The sequence below is a fragment of the Bacillus sp. 2B09 genome, from assembly GCF_003946835.1.
Classification (GTDB): domain Bacteria; phylum Bacillota; class Bacilli; order Bacillales; family Bacillaceae; genus Bacillus; species Bacillus altitudinis.
On sequence record NZ_RPSG01000003.1, the window covers coordinates 183,674 to 200,873 of the forward strand.

Annotated in this window: 13 protein-coding genes; 12 read left to right on the plus strand and 1 reads right to left on the minus strand. The window is 38.1% G+C overall.

The features are described 5' to 3' along the window. Positions 1–6 precede the first annotated feature (6 nt). From sufD to EBQ12_RS08500, 11 genes are all read left to right on the plus strand, one after another. The gene (gene sufD, locus EBQ12_RS08445) at positions 7–1,320 is read left to right on the plus strand and encodes a Fe-S cluster assembly protein SufD (RefSeq protein ID WP_008347022.1); all 1,314 of its coding nucleotides are present in this window, start codon (positions 7–9) and stop codon (positions 1,318–1,320) included. Continuing rightward, entirely contained in the window at positions 1,320–2,540 is a 1,221-nt protein-coding gene (locus EBQ12_RS08450) for a cysteine desulfurase (protein ID WP_007500359.1), read from the plus strand. The genes sufD and EBQ12_RS08450 overlap by 1 nt, the downstream gene beginning before the upstream one ends. Further along, complete coding sequence (gene sufU, locus EBQ12_RS08455) at positions 2,530–2,976, plus strand: Fe-S cluster assembly sulfur transfer protein SufU (RefSeq protein ID WP_008347017.1); 447 nt, start codon at positions 2,530–2,532, stop codon at positions 2,974–2,976. Before EBQ12_RS08450 ends, sufU begins: the two co-directional genes overlap by 11 nt. 17 nt (positions 2,977–2,993) lie before the next feature. Continuing rightward, entirely contained in the window at positions 2,994–4,391 is a 1,398-nt protein-coding gene (gene sufB, locus EBQ12_RS08460) for a Fe-S cluster assembly protein SufB (protein ID WP_007500362.1), read from the plus strand. Between the two features lie 397 nt (positions 4,392–4,788). Beyond that, the gene (locus EBQ12_RS08470) at positions 4,789–5,391 is read left to right on the plus strand and encodes a DUF3885 domain-containing protein (RefSeq protein ID WP_074041908.1); all 603 of its coding nucleotides are present in this window, start codon (positions 4,789–4,791) and stop codon (positions 5,389–5,391) included. Positions 5,392–5,537: 146 nt separating this feature from the next. Continuing rightward, complete coding sequence (locus EBQ12_RS08475) at positions 5,538–6,104, plus strand: TetR/AcrR family transcriptional regulator (RefSeq protein WP_017359293.1); 567 nt, start codon at positions 5,538–5,540, stop codon at positions 6,102–6,104. A gap of 57 nt (positions 6,105–6,161) precedes the next feature. After that, positions 6,162–8,030: an alpha/beta fold hydrolase gene (locus EBQ12_RS08480; RefSeq protein ID WP_060832630.1), complete on the plus strand. Its 1,869-nt coding sequence runs from the start codon at positions 6,162–6,164 to the stop codon at positions 8,028–8,030. 545 nt (positions 8,031–8,575) lie between these two features. Continuing rightward, positions 8,576–9,148: a restriction endonuclease subunit S gene (locus EBQ12_RS08485; protein ID WP_060832629.1), complete on the plus strand. Its 573-nt coding sequence runs from the start codon at positions 8,576–8,578 to the stop codon at positions 9,146–9,148. A 4-nt stretch (positions 9,149–9,152) separates the two neighbouring features. After that, positions 9,153–12,209 carry a type I restriction endonuclease subunit R gene (locus EBQ12_RS08490; protein WP_060832628.1) on the plus strand — a complete coding sequence of 1,019 codons (3,057 nt, stop codon included), beginning with the start codon at positions 9,153–9,155 and terminating at the stop codon, positions 12,207–12,209. Between the two features lie 15 nt (positions 12,210–12,224). Next, positions 12,225–13,502, plus strand: coding sequence for a restriction endonuclease subunit S (locus EBQ12_RS08495; protein ID WP_197671739.1), 1,278 nt, complete (start codon positions 12,225–12,227; stop codon positions 13,500–13,502). Positions 13,503–13,520: 18 nt separating this feature from the next. Continuing rightward, entirely contained in the window at positions 13,521–15,137 is a 1,617-nt protein-coding gene (locus tag EBQ12_RS08500; protein WP_060832627.1) for a type I restriction-modification system subunit M, read from the plus strand. Between the two features lie 335 nt (positions 15,138–15,472). Here the strand turns inward: EBQ12_RS08500 and EBQ12_RS08505 are convergent, their stop codons facing one another. Then, positions 15,473–16,123, minus strand: a complete 651-nt coding sequence (locus EBQ12_RS08505; RefSeq protein ID WP_060832626.1) for an FMN-dependent NADH-azoreductase — start codon at positions 16,121–16,123, stop codon at positions 15,473–15,475. A gap of 83 nt (positions 16,124–16,206) precedes the next feature. Here EBQ12_RS08505 and EBQ12_RS08510 point away from each other — a divergent pair, with 83 nt between their 5' ends. After that, complete coding sequence (locus EBQ12_RS08510) at positions 16,207–17,145, plus strand: helix-turn-helix transcriptional regulator (protein WP_060832625.1); 939 nt, start codon at positions 16,207–16,209, stop codon at positions 17,143–17,145. The last annotated feature ends 55 nt before the right edge of the window (positions 17,146–17,200 follow it).

Here is a 17,200-nt window from a genome sequence, read left to right on the forward strand (position 1 = left end):
TTATTGATGACATTAGAAACGAAATTATCAGTAGATCAAGATTATGTCAAAAGCTTCTCCGAGAAGCATCAGGAACCGGCATGGATGAGTTCCCTTCGCTTACAGGCTCTTGAAAAAGCAGAAGACCTTCCAATGCCAAAGCCTGACAAAACGAATATTTCTAAATGGAATTTAACCAATTTCAAACAGCATACAGTCGAAAGTGCGCCATTTGGATCTTTAGAAGAGCTTCCTGAAGAAGTGAAGTCTCTTATTGATTTAGAGGACACAGATAAGACAGTCTACATTCAGCGTGATCAAACGCCAGCATACTTGTCTCTTTCTACTGAAGCAAAAGACAAAGGCGTGATCTTCACTGATATCCATACTGCGATTCGCGAACATGGAGACCTAGTGAAGAAATATTTCATGACTGATGCAGTGAAAGTGGATGAGCACAAACTAACAGCTCTACATGCTGCTTTAGTGAATGGCGGAGCTTTCCTCTATGTACCGAAAAACGTAGAGCTTGAAGCACCAATTCAAGCCGTTTATCTTCATGAAAATGACGAAACAACGTTGTTCAACCATGTCATCGTTGTAGCAGACGATCATAGTGCTGTGACATATGTCGAAAACTACATCAGTACGGCAACACCAGAAGAAGCGATCTTCAATATCGTGTCTGAAGTCTTCACAGGTGCAAATGCCCGCGTCACTTACGGTGCAGTGGATAACCTTGCAGAAGGTGTGACAGTCTATGTGAATAGACGTGGTATGGCAAATGGTCGTGACAGTAAAATCGAATGGGCGCTTGGTCTGATGAATGATGGAGACGTTGTGTCTGAAAACATCACAAAGCTTATGGGCGACGGTACATTCGGAGATACGAAATCAGTTGTTGTTGGCCGCGGGAATCAAACGGAAAACTTCACAACAAGCATCATCCACTTCGGTAAAAACTCTGAAGGGTATATCTTGAAGCATGGTGTCATGAAGGATCAAGCATCCTCTATCTTTAACGGAATTGGTAAAATCGAGCATGGCGCAACGAAGTCAAATGCAGAGCAAGAATCTCGTGTTCTCATGCTGAGTGAGAAAGCACGCGGTGACGCTAACCCAATTCTTTTAATCGATGAAGATGATGTAACAGCAGGACACGCTGCGTCTGTTGGGCGTGTGGATCCAATTCAACTCTATTACCTCATGAGCCGTGGGATTTCCAAAGAAGATGCAGAAAGACTTGTCATTTATGGCTTCTTAAATCCAGTCGTCAAAGAACTGCCGATTGAAGGAGTTAAAAAGCAGCTCGTTTCTGTGATTGAAAGGAAAGTAAAATAATGAATATCAAAGACGTTCGTGAGCAGTTTCCAATCCTTCATCAGCAAGTGAACGGACATGATTTGGTGTATTTGGACAGTGCAGCGACATCTCAAAAACCACGAGTTGTCATTGATGCAATGAATGAGTATTACCGGTCTTACAACTCGAACGTCCACCGGGGTGTTCATACCCTTGGCACAAAAGCAACGGACGCATACGAGGGTGCAAGAGAAAAAGTTCGAGCATTCATTGGCGCTTCTTCTGTCCAGGAGATTATTTTTACTAGAGGTACAACAACAGCACTGAACACAGTGGCAATCAGCTATGCTAGAGCAAACCTTAAAGAAGGCGATGAGATCGTCATTACGCATATGGAACATCATGCGAATATCATCCCTTGGCAGCAGGCAGCAAAAGCAACTGGCGCCACATTGAAATATATTCCGTTACAGGAAGACGGCACGCTGTCGCTTGAAGATGTGAAGCAAACCATCACACATCAAACGAAAATCGTTGCTGTCACACATGTCTCAAACGTATTAGGAACCATCAACCCAATTAAAGACATCGCAAAGATTGCTCACGATCACGGTGCAATTATCGTCGTCGATGGTGCCCAGAGCACCCCGCACATGCAAATTGATGTTCAGGACTTGGATTGCGACTTTTTCGCCTTCTCTGGGCATAAAATGTGTGGACCGACTGGCATTGGTGTTCTTTACGGGAAGAAGGACCTTTTGAATAATATGGAGCCTGCTGAGTTTGGCGGTGAAATGATCGACTTTGTGGATCTATATGATTCTACATGGAAAGAGCTGCCGTGGAAATTTGAAGCGGGAACACCGATTATTGCAGGAGCAGTTGGACTCGGAAAAGCGATTGATTTCTTAAATGACATCGGTATGGAGGAAGTCAGCCGTTACGAGCATCAGCTTGCGACTTACGCACTTGAGCGCTTTAAGGAGCTTGAAGGTGCCACGGTTTACGGACCGCAGCACCGAGCTGGACTTGTGACGTTTAACTTAGACGACGTCCATCCTCATGATGCCTCAACTGTTCTAGATACGGAAGGTGTCGCCATTCGTGCTGGACATCACTGTGCACAGCCGCTCATGAAATGGCTTGGTGTATCAGCGACTGCAAGAGCAAGCTTCTATCTGTACAACACAGAAGAGGAGATTGACGAGCTCATGGCAGCGCTCCGTAAGACAAAGGAGTATTTTACGAATGTCTTTTAATGTAAACTTAGACACACTGTACAGACAAGTGATTATGGATCATTATAAAAATCCGAGGAACAAAGGTGTGTTAAACGACAGCATTGTCGTCGATATGAACAACCCAACGTGTGGTGACCGCATTCGTCTCACGATGAAAATCGAAGACGAAAAAGTCATCGATGCGAAATTTGAAGGAGAAGGATGCTCGATTTCGATGGCATCTGCCTCTATGATGACGCAGGCGATTAAAGGGAAAGATATTGAAACAGCTTTGAAAATGTCTCAGATTTTCTCCGATATGATGCTAGGAAAAGAATACGACGATTCCATTGATCTTGGTGACATTGAGGCGCTGCAGGGAGTCGCAAAATTCCCGGCGCGCATCAAATGTGCAACATTATCCTGGAAGGCGCTTGAAAAAGGCGCATCTGCCGAAGATAACGGCAAATCATAAGATTGGAGTGAAAATGGATGGCTAAAAAAATGCCAGATGTTGGTGAATATAAATACGGCTTTTCTGATAAAGACGTTTCCATTTTCCGTTCAGAGCGCGGACTGACAAAAGAGATCGTTGAAGAAATTTCTCGTATGAAAGAAGAGCCTCAGTGGATGCTCGACTTCCGTTTGAAATCTCTTGAGCACTTTTACAACATGCCGATGCCACAATGGGGCGGAGATCTAAATGCATTAAACTTTGATGAAATTACGTACTACGTAAAACCATCAGAACGCTCTGAGCGTTCTTGGGATGAAGTACCAGAAGAAATCAAACAAACCTTTGATAAGCTTGGGATCCCAGAAGCAGAGCAAAAGTACTTAGCAGGTGTATCTGCTCAGTACGAATCTGAAGTTGTGTATCACAACATGAAGCAAGATCTTGAAGATCTAGGCATTGTGTTTAAAGATACAGACAGTGCATTAAAAGAGAACGAAGACATCTTCCGTGAGCACTGGGCAAAAGTCATTCCTCCGACTGACAACAAATTTGCTGCGCTTAACTCGGCTGTATGGTCTGGTGGTTCATTCATCTACGTACCAAAAGGCGTAAAAGTAGATACACCACTTCAAGCATACTTCCGAATCAACTCTGAGAACATGGGTCAGTTCGAACGTACACTGATCATCGTTGATGAAGGCGCACACGTGCATTACGTAGAAGGTTGTACAGCTCCAGTTTACACAACAAACTCACTTCACAGTGCGGTTGTTGAAATCATCGTCAAAAAAGGCGGCTACTGCCGTTATACGACGATTCAGAACTGGGCAAACAACGTCTTCAACCTTGTGACAAAACGTACAGTATGTGAAGAGAATGCAACAATGGAATGGATTGATGGAAACATCGGTTCTAAGCTGACAATGAAATACCCAGCTGTCATCTTAAAAGGTGAAGGCGCTCGTGGTATGACATTAAGTATTGCCCTAGCAGGTAAAGGTCAGCATCAAGATGCAGGTGCAAAAATGATTCACCTTGCACCAAACACATCTTCAACGATCGTATCAAAATCGATTTCCAAACAAGGCGGTAAAGTCACATACCGCGGAATCGTTCACTTCGGACGCAAAGCAGAGGGTGCACGCTCAAACATCGAGTGTGACACACTCATCATGGATAACAAATCAACATCTGATACGATTCCTTACAATGAAATCTTAAACGACAACATTTCATTAGAGCACGAAGCGAAGGTATCGAAAGTATCAGAAGAGCAGCTATTCTACTTGATGAGCCGCGGAATTTCTGAAGAAGAAGCAACAGAAATGATCGTCATGGGCTTCATCGAGCCATTCACAAAAGAACTACCAATGGAATACGCCGTTGAAATGAACCGTTTGATTAAGTTTGAGATGGAAGGTTCTATTGGTTAATACAGAGGATTGAAAATGATTGATATAAGAGGTTGATGAAGCGTGCCGAATTTGTGCCGGTCAAGAGACCTTTTAGTGTAGGAGACGAACTTTTTAAGTTCGTCTTTTTCTATTTCATTGGTTACATCTAAGTTGACTAAAATATGTAAAAATCTTTATTGAATGATACTGGAGTTAAAATTTTTCTTTTCACTAAGAAGGTTAAAGGTAAACAAGAGTGGAAAGATCCTACATCTGGTTGATCCATTTCAAGAGATCTTGGGAAAGGGAATGCTCATGGAGGAAGTTACTACAAATTAATGAATAAATTCGGAGAGCGTATAGCTACACTAAATAAAAGTGGTCGAGTAATTATAAAATAAGAATTGTACATAAAAGAATGAAAGGAGAATGAGATATGGTTCACCTAGATTATATACAAAGTGAATTCAATATTGATTTAATTAATGATTCCTTTGACGAGTTACCTCTAAGCCTTCATATTCAACTCGAAAAAGAAATGTATCAGTTTAATGATCAAGGCAATTTAAATCCTCAATATTTTAATAAGGTTTATAATGTTGCAATAAGTATATTTGATGAACTTTTTGGGGAGAACGATTTATTGTTTGTCGTCACAATTGTTCGAAGCGAGCATTCATTACAGAGGCCGATAGGAGTATATAGTAAGTATTCAAAAAAAATTAATAAATATAGACTCAATGTAAAAAATTATAAAGATGAGAATGGAAAAGTCATTCAATATTCTTTAGAAACAAAAAAACAGCATATAGAGTACAAGAAAATAATCAAGGCAATATGTAATCAAGATTTTAAAAGTATGGCTCCGAGGTTCAATGACAAATATAGTAGTTATCCTGAAATATTCTTTATAAATAAAGATTTTATTTATCATATTTATGATGACAGAGGGGCATTCTTATTATTTAAGGATGAGAGAAAGTATGAGAAATTTAAAACAAAGTATAGTACTTTAATGGTAGGAGAAGATTATAATTAAAAGAAACTCTCTTATTGTTTGTTTCCTCATTTGCGTTTGACCGCATTGAGAAAACTTTTTCATCAAACTCTTTTCTAAATGATCATAAATACTTGCCACATTTAATTTAGTACTGTATAGTTCTAATTATGACAAAGATAAAATTAATGAATCAAAAACGTGTACTTGAAGTAGCTGCAACTTTATTTTTAGAAAAAGGGTTTGCTTATACAAGTATGGATGAATTAGTTCGTGTAAGCAAAGTGTCAAAGTCTAATGTGTACTATCACTTTTCTAATAAGGAGGAATTATTAGAAGGGGTCGTTGATTATTGGATTGATATGTATCAAGCTGCAATAGACGACGTAATGTCTCAGACTCAATTTTCAGTTGAAGATCGTACCCAAATGTTTTTAAAGCAATTATCACAAGGCGTTCAGTCGAGAGAGTATAAGGGCGGCTGTCCATTTATTACTCTTTATATTCAAAGTCCTGCACAGGCCACACAAATAAAAGAAAAAATAGGTCTTTTTTTTACAGGATTACAAAAGAAAGTTTCTCTGTTACTAAAACAAGGGGTAGAGAATGGAGAATTCAGAAAGACGATTCATATTGATGAAGTGGCATCACTTTTTATGACAAATCTTGAAGGAGCGTTATTTATTTCAGAAACATTGAAGGATGCCACTGTCATCACAAAAACAGCAGATCATTTATTTAACTTGCTTCGATAAAGAAGCATTTTTTTTACATCAAATTAGTACTGAATAGTACTAAAAAGGAGATTTCACATGAAAACAGTATTTTTAACGGGTGGAACAGGGTTTATCGGAAAGCAATTAGTCGAAGAATTAGCCAAAGAGGATGTGAACATTCTTCTTTTAGTGAGGTCGAAAAGTAAAGCAACACGTATTTTTCAAGAAAGAGGCATTTTAAAACAGGAAGTGATGCACTTTATTGAAGGTGATTTGACGAAAATGGATTTAGGTCTAAGTGCTAAAGATATGGAGATGGTGTTGAAAACGGATGTGCTGATTCACGCAGGAGGACCCATGGATATTCAAGCAACCAGTAAAGAGGCAGCTTCCGTCTTTTTAAATGGCGCCAAATACATTGGTGAATTAGCTAAAAGTATTCATCAATTGAAGGGCTTGCAGCGATTTATTCATGTTGTCGGTTATATGAGCCCCTTTGATGATGAAAATAGCAAGATTGCCATTGATGTGTTTAAAGAAGGAAACCATTATTTGAACATCAAAAATCCATATGAGAGAACAAAATTTTTAGCAGACCTTTATATCCGTCAACAGGCATCAGCATTAGGTTATCCGCTGTCTATCATCAATCCGCCAACTGTCGTCGGCAGTAGTAAAACAGGGAGTACAGAGCAGATAGCAGGATTAGGTTTGCTTGTGACGAGTATGCGAAGAGGGCTCATGCCAGTGATTCCTGGAGGTAAGGGATATAGGCTGCCACTGATTTCAAACGATGAGTTTGCGAAGTTTATTGTGCAGGTTCTCAGGATCGAACAGCCGGCTATTCAAACATATACACTTGTTGAAGACAAACAGCACGATCAGAACATTGCCGAATTATTAAGTGCGATGTCGGAAAGTATGAATATGAGAGCACCAAAAATCTCTGTCCCAATGCCGCTTATGAAAACAATAATGAAAAGTGGAGTCAGTAAAATAACAAACATTCCTTCTGATGGACTGAATTTTATGACAAAAAGAACATTTTCAAATGCTTCAACGAAAAAAATGATGGGAGGAGATTGGTTCAAGAAGACGAGTGTCATAAAGTTTTTACCTGCCGTAGTAGCTGATCTGGATTATCGAATGATGCATCAAAACGTCCAGCATCATCATTTTTTTAAACGAACATTATGTGAAAATAACACCCTTTACCAATTACAAGGAGAGGGGAAACCTTTTATTTTATTACATGGTTTATTGAGTGATGGAGAGGATTTATCTCCTTTAGCAGAAGAACTTCATGAAAAAACGGGTCAGCCTGTATGGATCTTGGATCTTCCTGGCTTAGGACGTTCCCCTTTTAAACGAGAGAAAAACCTTCTAGATATCTACTTGAATGTAGTGAAAAAGTTATTGGAGAAAGCGACAAATGGTGCACATCTTATTGGTCATTCATTCGGTGCGTTTATCTTACTGGAAGCATTGGGACAAGGGTACATAGATAAGAAGTATTCAATCACTTTACTTCAGCCGCCTGTTGCTAAAAATAATGCTAAATCGCCAAATGTTCCTCAATTGGTGAACAAATGGTCTTTAAAATTGGCAACTCCTAATATGATAGAGCGTTATTTATTAAGTAATGGTTTGTTTGAAAGGACGGAGAGCATCCCTGAACATTATATTGAAAAAATCAGAAACAGCTTTACTTCTCCTAGAATTTTAAATACGACGGTACAGCTTAACCATTTACTATTAAAAAACGATCACGGTGATTTCAATGAAGTAACAAAGGATAATCTACATATGATTTGGGGGGAGTATGACAAAGGCTATTCTGCTCCATCGCATCTTGGTAAGGTTGATTTTGTTCCATATGGTCATCATTTTCCTCTTAGTCATCCGCGTGAAACGGCAGCATTGGTCATAAAAAATAGTATACTAGCAGATGAGAGTGTGGGATAACAAATATAAAACGTGGGAATCACGACCACAAGAGAACGTAAGCTTGAGATGGATGGTTCAATCGGGTTAAATTTTAAAAACCTTTTATTTATCAAGGATTTGAATAGTGTAGACGGCGAACCTTTGAAGTTCGTCTTCTTCTATTTTTCAGTAATAACTAGATAAATGTCGGCTGTTGTTTTGATCGATTTATGCCCCAGAGTGCTTAGAAACAAATTTCGAGTTTTCTCCTTAAGCACACCGGGATTTTGTTTTTGGGGATTTTAAAATTGTGCATGAGCAATTTGGTATTAGCTGTTTGAGGCCGTTTGTGGTAACAAAAATGACATTGAATAGGGATACATTTTCGCAATGATGCTTTAACAAATTGGTGCGGAAGAGTAAAGAAACGGTAATTACAAAATAGTTTCAGGAGCTTTTTTAAAAACGATAATATGAAATATATAAATATTTCATATTATCGTTGACGAAGCAATCTTTATATGTTTTAATTTGTAATATGGAGATATTTCGAAAAATCATATCTGTGATTAGGGGCGATTTATTTGAAGAAAAGAAAATTAAATGAATTCGTAACATTCGTTCCCGGTATTAATCCAACAAGAGCACAAAAGCAATTTGAAACTCAAGAAATAAAGTATTATGACCAAGCGTCTTTTGAAGCTGATTATCATCGTGAGGACGTAGCTGTTGAAGAAAAGGCTAAACCTCAAAAAAATCTATCGTTAAATGAAGGTGATGTTGTTATCAGTAACTCATTACAGCTAGCCACCATTGTTGGTGAAAATAATGTTGGTAAAGTGTTGTCCCTCAACTTTACGAAAATAGAGTTTGATAGCGAACAACTTGATAAAAGATATTTTCTTTACTTGTTTAATGCTCATAAAGATGTGAAGCAGCAAAAAGAAAGGGGGTCACAGGGTAGTGGTCCTATTCTAAGAATTCCGCTTCGTGTCCTTGGGGAAATGATCGTTCCAGTTGTTCCGATCGAGGAACAGAAGAAAATAGGCACTATTTACGTAGAAACAATGAAGCTACAAAATAAGCTGAGCCAATACGCAGACTTGATAGGGCAGTTTACGAGCTCGGTAATAGAAGAAACATTAAAGGGGGAGTAATGAAATGAAGAGTCAATCGGAATTAGCATTTGAAAATGAAGTGATCGATTATTTGACCAAAATCGGTGGAGTAAAACAATGGGAATACAAAAAAAACATTAAAACAACTGAACAACTTTGGGATAACTTTAAAATAATCCTAGAACAAAACAATAGCGCTCGATTAGATGAACCCTTGTCTGTTACTGAATTTAACCAAGTGAAGAAAATCATCACTAGTATCGAATCACCTTATCAAGCCGGACAGTTTTTGTATGGCGTTAATGGTGTTTCCGAAATTGAAGTTGATCTTGATAATGGTAGGCATGTGTTCTTGACAGTATTCGACCAAGCCCAAGTCGGTGGCGGGAATACCGTTTATCAAGTAGTGAATCAAATTAAACGACCAAAAGTTGTTGATGGTAAGCAGAATCGCAGGTTTGATGTGACGTTGCTCATTAATGGTTTGCCGATTATTCAAATTGAATTAAAGAAAGCACTTCATAGCGCTACGGAATCTTTAAATCAGATGGAACAGTATATAGCTGAAAAACAATTCAGCGGTATCTTTTCAACTTTGCAGATTTTAATCGCGATGACACCGTTTGATATTCGTTATATGGCAAATACCCCACTCGAAAACTTTAACCGAGCTTTTGCTTTCAACTGGCAAAACGAAGATGATGCTCGCCCTATTCGATCATGGAAGACGTTTGCGGATAAGGTGTTGTCCATTCCAATGGCCCATGATTTGGCAACACGTTACATGGTACTAGATGGTACAAAAAACAAAGAAAGTATCAAAGTCATGCGTCCGTATCAAGTCTATGCCACAAAGCGTGTGCTTGATAAAGTTAGAAAGTTTGACTTTAAATATGATGGTGGTAAATTAGGATACATTTGGCACACGACAGGCTCAGGTAAAACAATCACAAGTTTTAAGACAGCGTGGCTTGCAAGCCGTCTATCTAATGTAGATAAAGTGATCTTCTTGGTTGACCGGATCGCACTTACCAACCAAACAGCAGATGCTTATAAAGCCTATGATCCTGTTGCTGGTTTTGAAGGGAAAACTGGTGTGGTGGGTGACACAGCTAATATTTCAGACCTTCATCGCAAACTAACGAAAAAAAGCGATAAGAACATCATTGTGACAAGTATCCAAAAAATGTCACGTTATGTAGTGCGGGACAGCTTCAAGCCACTGAATGAAAATATTCTTTTTATCGTAGATGAAGCCCACCGTTCAACTGGGAATGGTACTGAAAATGAAGGGATGCTTGAAACGATTCGAAAAACAATTCCTAATTCTGCTTGGGTTGGTTATACTGGTACACCAAAATTCCCGGAAACACGAGAAATCTTTGGTGAACTATTACATGCATATACCATTAAAGAAGCGATTGCAGATAAAAACGTATTAGGGTTTAACGTTGAATTTAAGGAAACGATCGAAGCTCCCGAAGATCCCACCGAAGATGATATTGATGATAATATTCGTGGTAGTGTTTACGACTATAGTCCAGAACATGTGAACTTAGTAGTGAAAGACATCTTCGATAACTGGAAGAAACGTTCAAATGAGCGTAAATATAATGCCTTGTTTACAGTCCACGTTGGTGGTAATAAACCAAGTACACCAAGAGCGATGGAATATTTCGATAAGTTTGCTGAAGAGAATGCGAATCGTCCAGCAGATCAACGATTAAAAGTTGCGGTGAGTTTCTCGGCAGATACATCCAATAGTATTCATCAACTGAAAACGAACGAGAACTTGCACAGAGCTATCAAAGCCTATAATGCAACGTTTGGCACAGCTTTTGATATGACGACAGTGAAAGCCTATACAGAAGACTTAGCAAGACGTTTGAAAAAGACAGCTGATGATGGGAACTATTTAGATTTGGTCATCGTTGTGGATCAACTTTTGACCGGTTTTGATGCGCCTGAGATGAATACGCTCTATATTGATCGAACGCTTAAAGGTGGGAGCTTGATTCAAGCATACTCACGTACAAATCGAATACATAACGCTGTCGAAAAGCCATGGGGAAATGTCGTGAATTATCGTTGGCCGGAGCAAAACGAGTATGAAATGAATAAGGCTTTTGCTATTTATTCAAATCGTGCATCTGCCGACGAACAGCTTCCACTTGAAGAATTGAAGAAAGGCAACGAAGAGTCTGGTATCACTTCTAAACCATTTAGCAAGGTCCAAGCTGATTTGCAAGAAGTCATCAAGAAGCTTTCCACACTCACAGACGATTTTATACAATTACCACCAAGTGAAAAAGCACAGGATGAAGTCTTTGAGAATCTGAAAGAGTATAATCGTTTGTTAAGTCAGTTGAAACAATATACCGAAGACGATGACAAAAATCCTATATCCGCCTATGATAATCCTGAAGAGTTCTATGAACGTCTAGGTATTACTGAAGAGCAGGAAGTTATTTTAACAACTGTCATTGCTGGTGAGTTGAAAGAACGACGTGCAAAGCGAGAAGACATTGATATTTCGCAAGTCAATCTCTCGATGGTTCATATTCACGATGTAACCATCAACTACGATTATTTGATTGATTTGATCGCCCGAATGGCTGACGAAGTTCATGCGAACGAAATGTCGAAAGCTGAAAGTACACGTGATGAAATCCAAGTTGAAATCGCCAAGTCTGACAATGAAAAAGAAAAATCTAAGGTGAGTCATTTTGTATCTAAGATTTTCTCCAAAGAGTTTGAATTTGATCATTATCCAGCACCTCGAAGTGTTGAAAAAATGAATCAAGCAATGGATCAAGCACAAAAGGATACGAATATCCAACTTGTAACGAACTTTATCCGTACTTGGGGACTTGATAACAGTACAAAGCCTAAGGAACTTGAAAACTTGATTAAGAAACACCGATTAGGTCAAGAAGATATGGATAAACAAGGGGAGTTAACCGCTATTATGAATGACGCAAGAGCTGATTATAAAGAAATCGCCGTTGAAAAGATTGCAGCATTGAGCTGGGTAAGATATCGCATTGAATTCCGTAAAGCATTTTACGAAATGGCCGACGAAATTAAGAAGGGAGAGTAGTCAGGTGATAAAATTATGCAGATTAAAGAAAGGAGATCGGAAATGGGCGATAAAATAACAAAATCACCAAAAATCAGATTCGTAGGATTTACAGATGCTTGGGAAGAGCGAAAGTTTATTGAGTTATTAGATATTAGAGAGGGTATTCGCCGTGGTCCATTTGGAAGTGCATTGAAAAAAGAATTATTTGTCCCAAAAAGTGATTATGTGGTGTATGAGCAACAGAATGCAATCTATGATAAATGGGAAACAAGATATAACATCACAAAAGACAAGTTTGATGAACTTCGTAAATTTGTGTTGAGTGAAGGTGACTTTATTATGAGCGGTGCTGGAACAATAGGGCGCATCTCAAGAGTACCCAATGGAATTAAACAAGGAGTTTTTAATCAAGCTTTAATTCGATTTAAAATTAATACAGAGGTGACAAATAGTAATTACTTTCTTGAATGGATTCGCTCAGATAATATGCAGCGAAAATTTACTGAGGCTAATCCCGGATCAGCGATGACAAATTTAGTCCCAATGCATGAGGTAAAAGAGTGGGTAGTTTCGTCACCTTCTCTAGGCGAACAGAAAAAAATAGGAGATTTTTTTACTGAGTTATCTTACCTTCTCACCCTTCATCAGCGTAAGTTGGAACTGCTGAAGGATATGAAAAAGAGTCTACTGCAAAAAATGTTTCCGAAAGATGGAGCCAATGTTCCTGAAATTCGCTTTGCAGGTTTTACAGATGCTTGGGAACAGCATAGGCTGGGGGAAATGCTGGAGGAACGCAACGAACAAATACCTGAAAATGAGGAATATTCATTAATGTCTTTTGTTCAAGGTACAGGAGTTACTCCGAAAGTTGATAGATACGACAGAAATTTCTTGGTGAAAGATGTTAATAAGAAGTATAAGAAAACTGAACTCGGTGACTTTATCTATAGTTCAAATAATCTTGAAACTGGTTCAATTGGCTTTAATAAAACTGGGAAAGCTGTAATTTCACCGGTTTATAGTGTTTTTTCTTCCAAAAATAAGATGGAAAGTCAATTTATTGGGATACTTTCTACTAGAAAAGATTTTATCGGGAAGATGTTACGGTTCCGCCAAGGTGTTGTATATGGGCAATGGCGCATCCATGAGAAGGATTTCTTGGATATTCAAATAACTGTTCCTTCACATGATGAGCAGAAGGAGATTATTGGCTTCTTTGTAAACCTAGACAACCTAATCACCCTTCATCGGCGTGAGCTAAATCTGATTAAAAATTTGAAAAAATCACTACTTCAACAAATGTTTATATAAGAAAAGGAGATGACACAAATGAGTAATGCAGCAGATATTACATCAAAGCTATGGGGAATGGCTAACAAACTGCGTGGGACAATGGATGCAAGTGAGTACAAGAACTATATTTTACCATTTATGTTCTATCGCTACTTATCAGAAAATCAAGATGAATACTTAAAAATCAATGGTTTGGAAGAGTTCTACGAAGTGACAGATGAGACTGAAAAAGAAGATTATCTTGAGGAAATTAGTAAAGGCATCGGATATGCGATTGACCCAGCCTACACTTGGGACAAAATCGTATCAAAAATCGAAAATCACAAAATCAAAGCTAGTGACTTCCAAGATATGTTTGACTCGTTCAATACAAATGCCAAACGTAACGCGATTGCCGAAGCTGATTTTGCTAATGTATTTTCAGATGTTAACCTTGGGGATACACGTCTAGGTTCAAGTACAAACGAACGTGCAAAGGCTTTGAATGATATCGTGTTGATAATTAACGAGTTCACTTTCAAAGACGATTCAGGGCACGACATTTTGGGTGACGTTTATGAATACTTAATTGGACAATTTGCTGCAAATGCTGGTAAAAAAGGAGGGGAATTTTATACACCACATGAAGTTAGTCAAATCTTAGCGAAAATTGTCACGAATGATGCAGATGGTACTGGCGGTCAATTCCGTGTTTATGACCCTACAATGGGATCAGGTTCACTTCTTTTAACAGTCCAAAAAGAATTACCAAATGGTGATGAAGAAGGAAGCGTTGAGTTTTACGGCCAAGAGTTGAATACGACGACTTATAACTTAGCTCGTATGAACTTGATGATGCATGGGGTAAATTATCGCAATATGGAGTTGAAACGTGCAGACACACTGGATGCTGACTGGCCATTTGCCGAAAAAGATGGCACACAAATTCCTTTGAAGTTCGACGCCGTCGTATCAAACCCACCATATTCTCATAAATGGGATACAAAAGACGTTGATCGAGAAAAAGATACACGTTTCAAGGGTTATGGTGTAGCACCTGCATCTAAGGCAGATTATGCTTTTGTACTGCATGGACTTTACCATTTAGATAAAACTGGAACAATGGCTATCGTATTGCCGCACGGGGTACTATTTCGAGGTGCTTCTGAAGGTAAAATCCGCAAAAATATCATCGACAATAATCTATTAGATACTGTTATTGGATTGCCAGCTAACTTGTTTTATGGCACAAGTATCCCAACTTGTGTTCTGGTGTTCAAAGGTCGTGAAGCTCGAAAGAATAAAGATATTTTGTTTATCGATGCTTCAAATGAGTTTGTAAAAGGAAAGAACCAAAACAAACTCTCTCCTGACAACATTAACAAAATAATTGAAACTTACCGTAACCGTAAAGATGTTGAGAAATATGCTCATGTGGCATCTTTGGATGAAATCAAAGAAAATGATTACAATTTGAACATTCCACGTTATGTCGACACGTTTGAAGAAGAAGAAGTTATTCCACTATCACAAGTGGCTCAAGAGTTGGCAGAAGTTAAAGCGGAAATTGCGAGTTCATATGATAATTTGTTTGGGTTAATGAATGAGCTGGAAGGGACAACAGATGAAGCCAAAGAAGAACTGAGTAAATTTATCCGTCTTTTAGGTAAATAATAGTCTTAAAAAAGAGCAAAGGATTTAATTCGTGGCTCTTTTTGGCTTTTAAAAATTTCTTTATTTCCGTTTTCTTTAGTTTATATCTAAAAGTGCGTTTTAATTAGCACTATTTTATGCGGCATCTGCATATGTCAAATTCGTATGTCAAAAGCGTTACAAGTCATATTTAAATTGGATATATCAAAGGTTAGACAAGTTTGATTGTTAATTAGTTCAAGCCATTTCGAGCAACATTAATTAAGTTCGAAAAGGAAGGTTCAATCGGTTAATAATAAAAGACCAAAAACGTGGTATCAAACGTTTTTGGTCTTTTTGTTTTGAAAAAATCTAATTCACATCCCGCTAGGCTGGTAAAACGCATCAAAAGCTTTAGACAAATCATCAGCTGCAGATGTCAAGATCGTTTCTTCTTCTAAAATCGCTGTTCCTTGTGCCCGGACAATATGGAATTGATGAAAACCCATCAAGTTTTGGAATATTTCCTTTAGATAATAATATGAAAATTCCAGTGGTGTGTACCGATCATTATTTGTGAAAATTGAGCCACTTGCTTGAAGCAAAAGTACACGATAATCGTCAGTCATCAGACCAACTGAACCATTTTCTGTATATTTAAACGTTTCTCTCGCAATTAAGATATTATCTATATAATCTTTCATACGTGACGTCACATTGAAATTATGAACAGGTGATACAATCACGATTCGATGATGTGCTTTGAATTGAGCCAATAGAGCAGATGAAGCAGCGGCGATTTTTTCTTCGGCAGCTGTTAATGATTGTTCAGATGCTTGCTTATCCCAAATTCCTAGCAGCTGGTCTTTTTCGATACGAGGAATTTCAGTTCCATATAAATGTAAAATGGTAGGCTCCTCATAAGGAAATCTTTCTTTAAACTGCTTTAAAAATAGTGCTTGCAGTTTGTTTGAATAACTTTCTTGATGAGTGAAATCTGGGTGCGCGTTAATGATTAGTGTTTGCATATACATGCTCCTTTTCTTTTGATAAACTGAGTATAAAATATAAAGATGACAAAACATGTCACCTTTTTCAGAAGGAAAATCAAATGAAAAAATCAGAACGCTTAAACCAAGAGCTTATTTTTTTAAGTGATAAATATTCATTTCAATTAAAAGATTTAGAAACTGAATTTGGCATTTCTAAACGTACGGCTTTAAGAGATATGGAAGAGCTAGAGTCCATGGGCTTAGCTTTTTATGTTGAAAATGGCAGACATGGAGGATATCGGCTCGTGAATCAATCTCCATTGGTTCCGATCTATTTTCAAATAGATGAAGTTCAAGCCATTTTTTTCGCTCTTAAAGCCTTAGATCTGTTGTCAGCAACACCATTTAAAAAGTCTTACTCACAGATTCGTCAAAAACTGTTTGCTACAATGTCTGATGAGAGAAAACATCGGATCACGGAGATTTTGGATGTGATTCATTACTATCATGTCGCACCAGTGAGTGAACAACATCATTTGGATTTGATATTGCAGGCAATGATGGAAGATCAAATCGTGAAGATGACATACTCTCAATATGAACATAAAAGGATCAGGCTACAATTTCTTGAGTTGTTTTATCGAAATGGGATTTGGTTCACCGAAGCATATGATGTTCAGAATAAAAAGTGGGGCATCTACAGATGTGATTGTATGACGGACTTGATGATCGAAGAAGAAACGAAAGACACTTTTACGAAGGAAGAATTAAAAGCACTGCAGCTCGAATACGAAAAAACCTATCATGATATCTCTTTTAAATGTCGATTAACGGAACAAGGGAAAGAGAAGTTTTTAAAGAATCATTATCCGAATATGAGATTGGAGACCATTGATGATACGCCTTATATTGTAGGGGGATACAACCAAGAAGAATTATCGTATATGACTCACTATTTGATCTCATTTGGGAAACATATCAAAATTGAATACCCCGATGAATTAAAAGAGAGTTATTTGACTCAATTGCAAGAAATGATGGATCAATATATAAAATGAACGGATTGTATCTGAATCACAAAAACTCAACACATGAAAAAAGGCGAACTGTCGT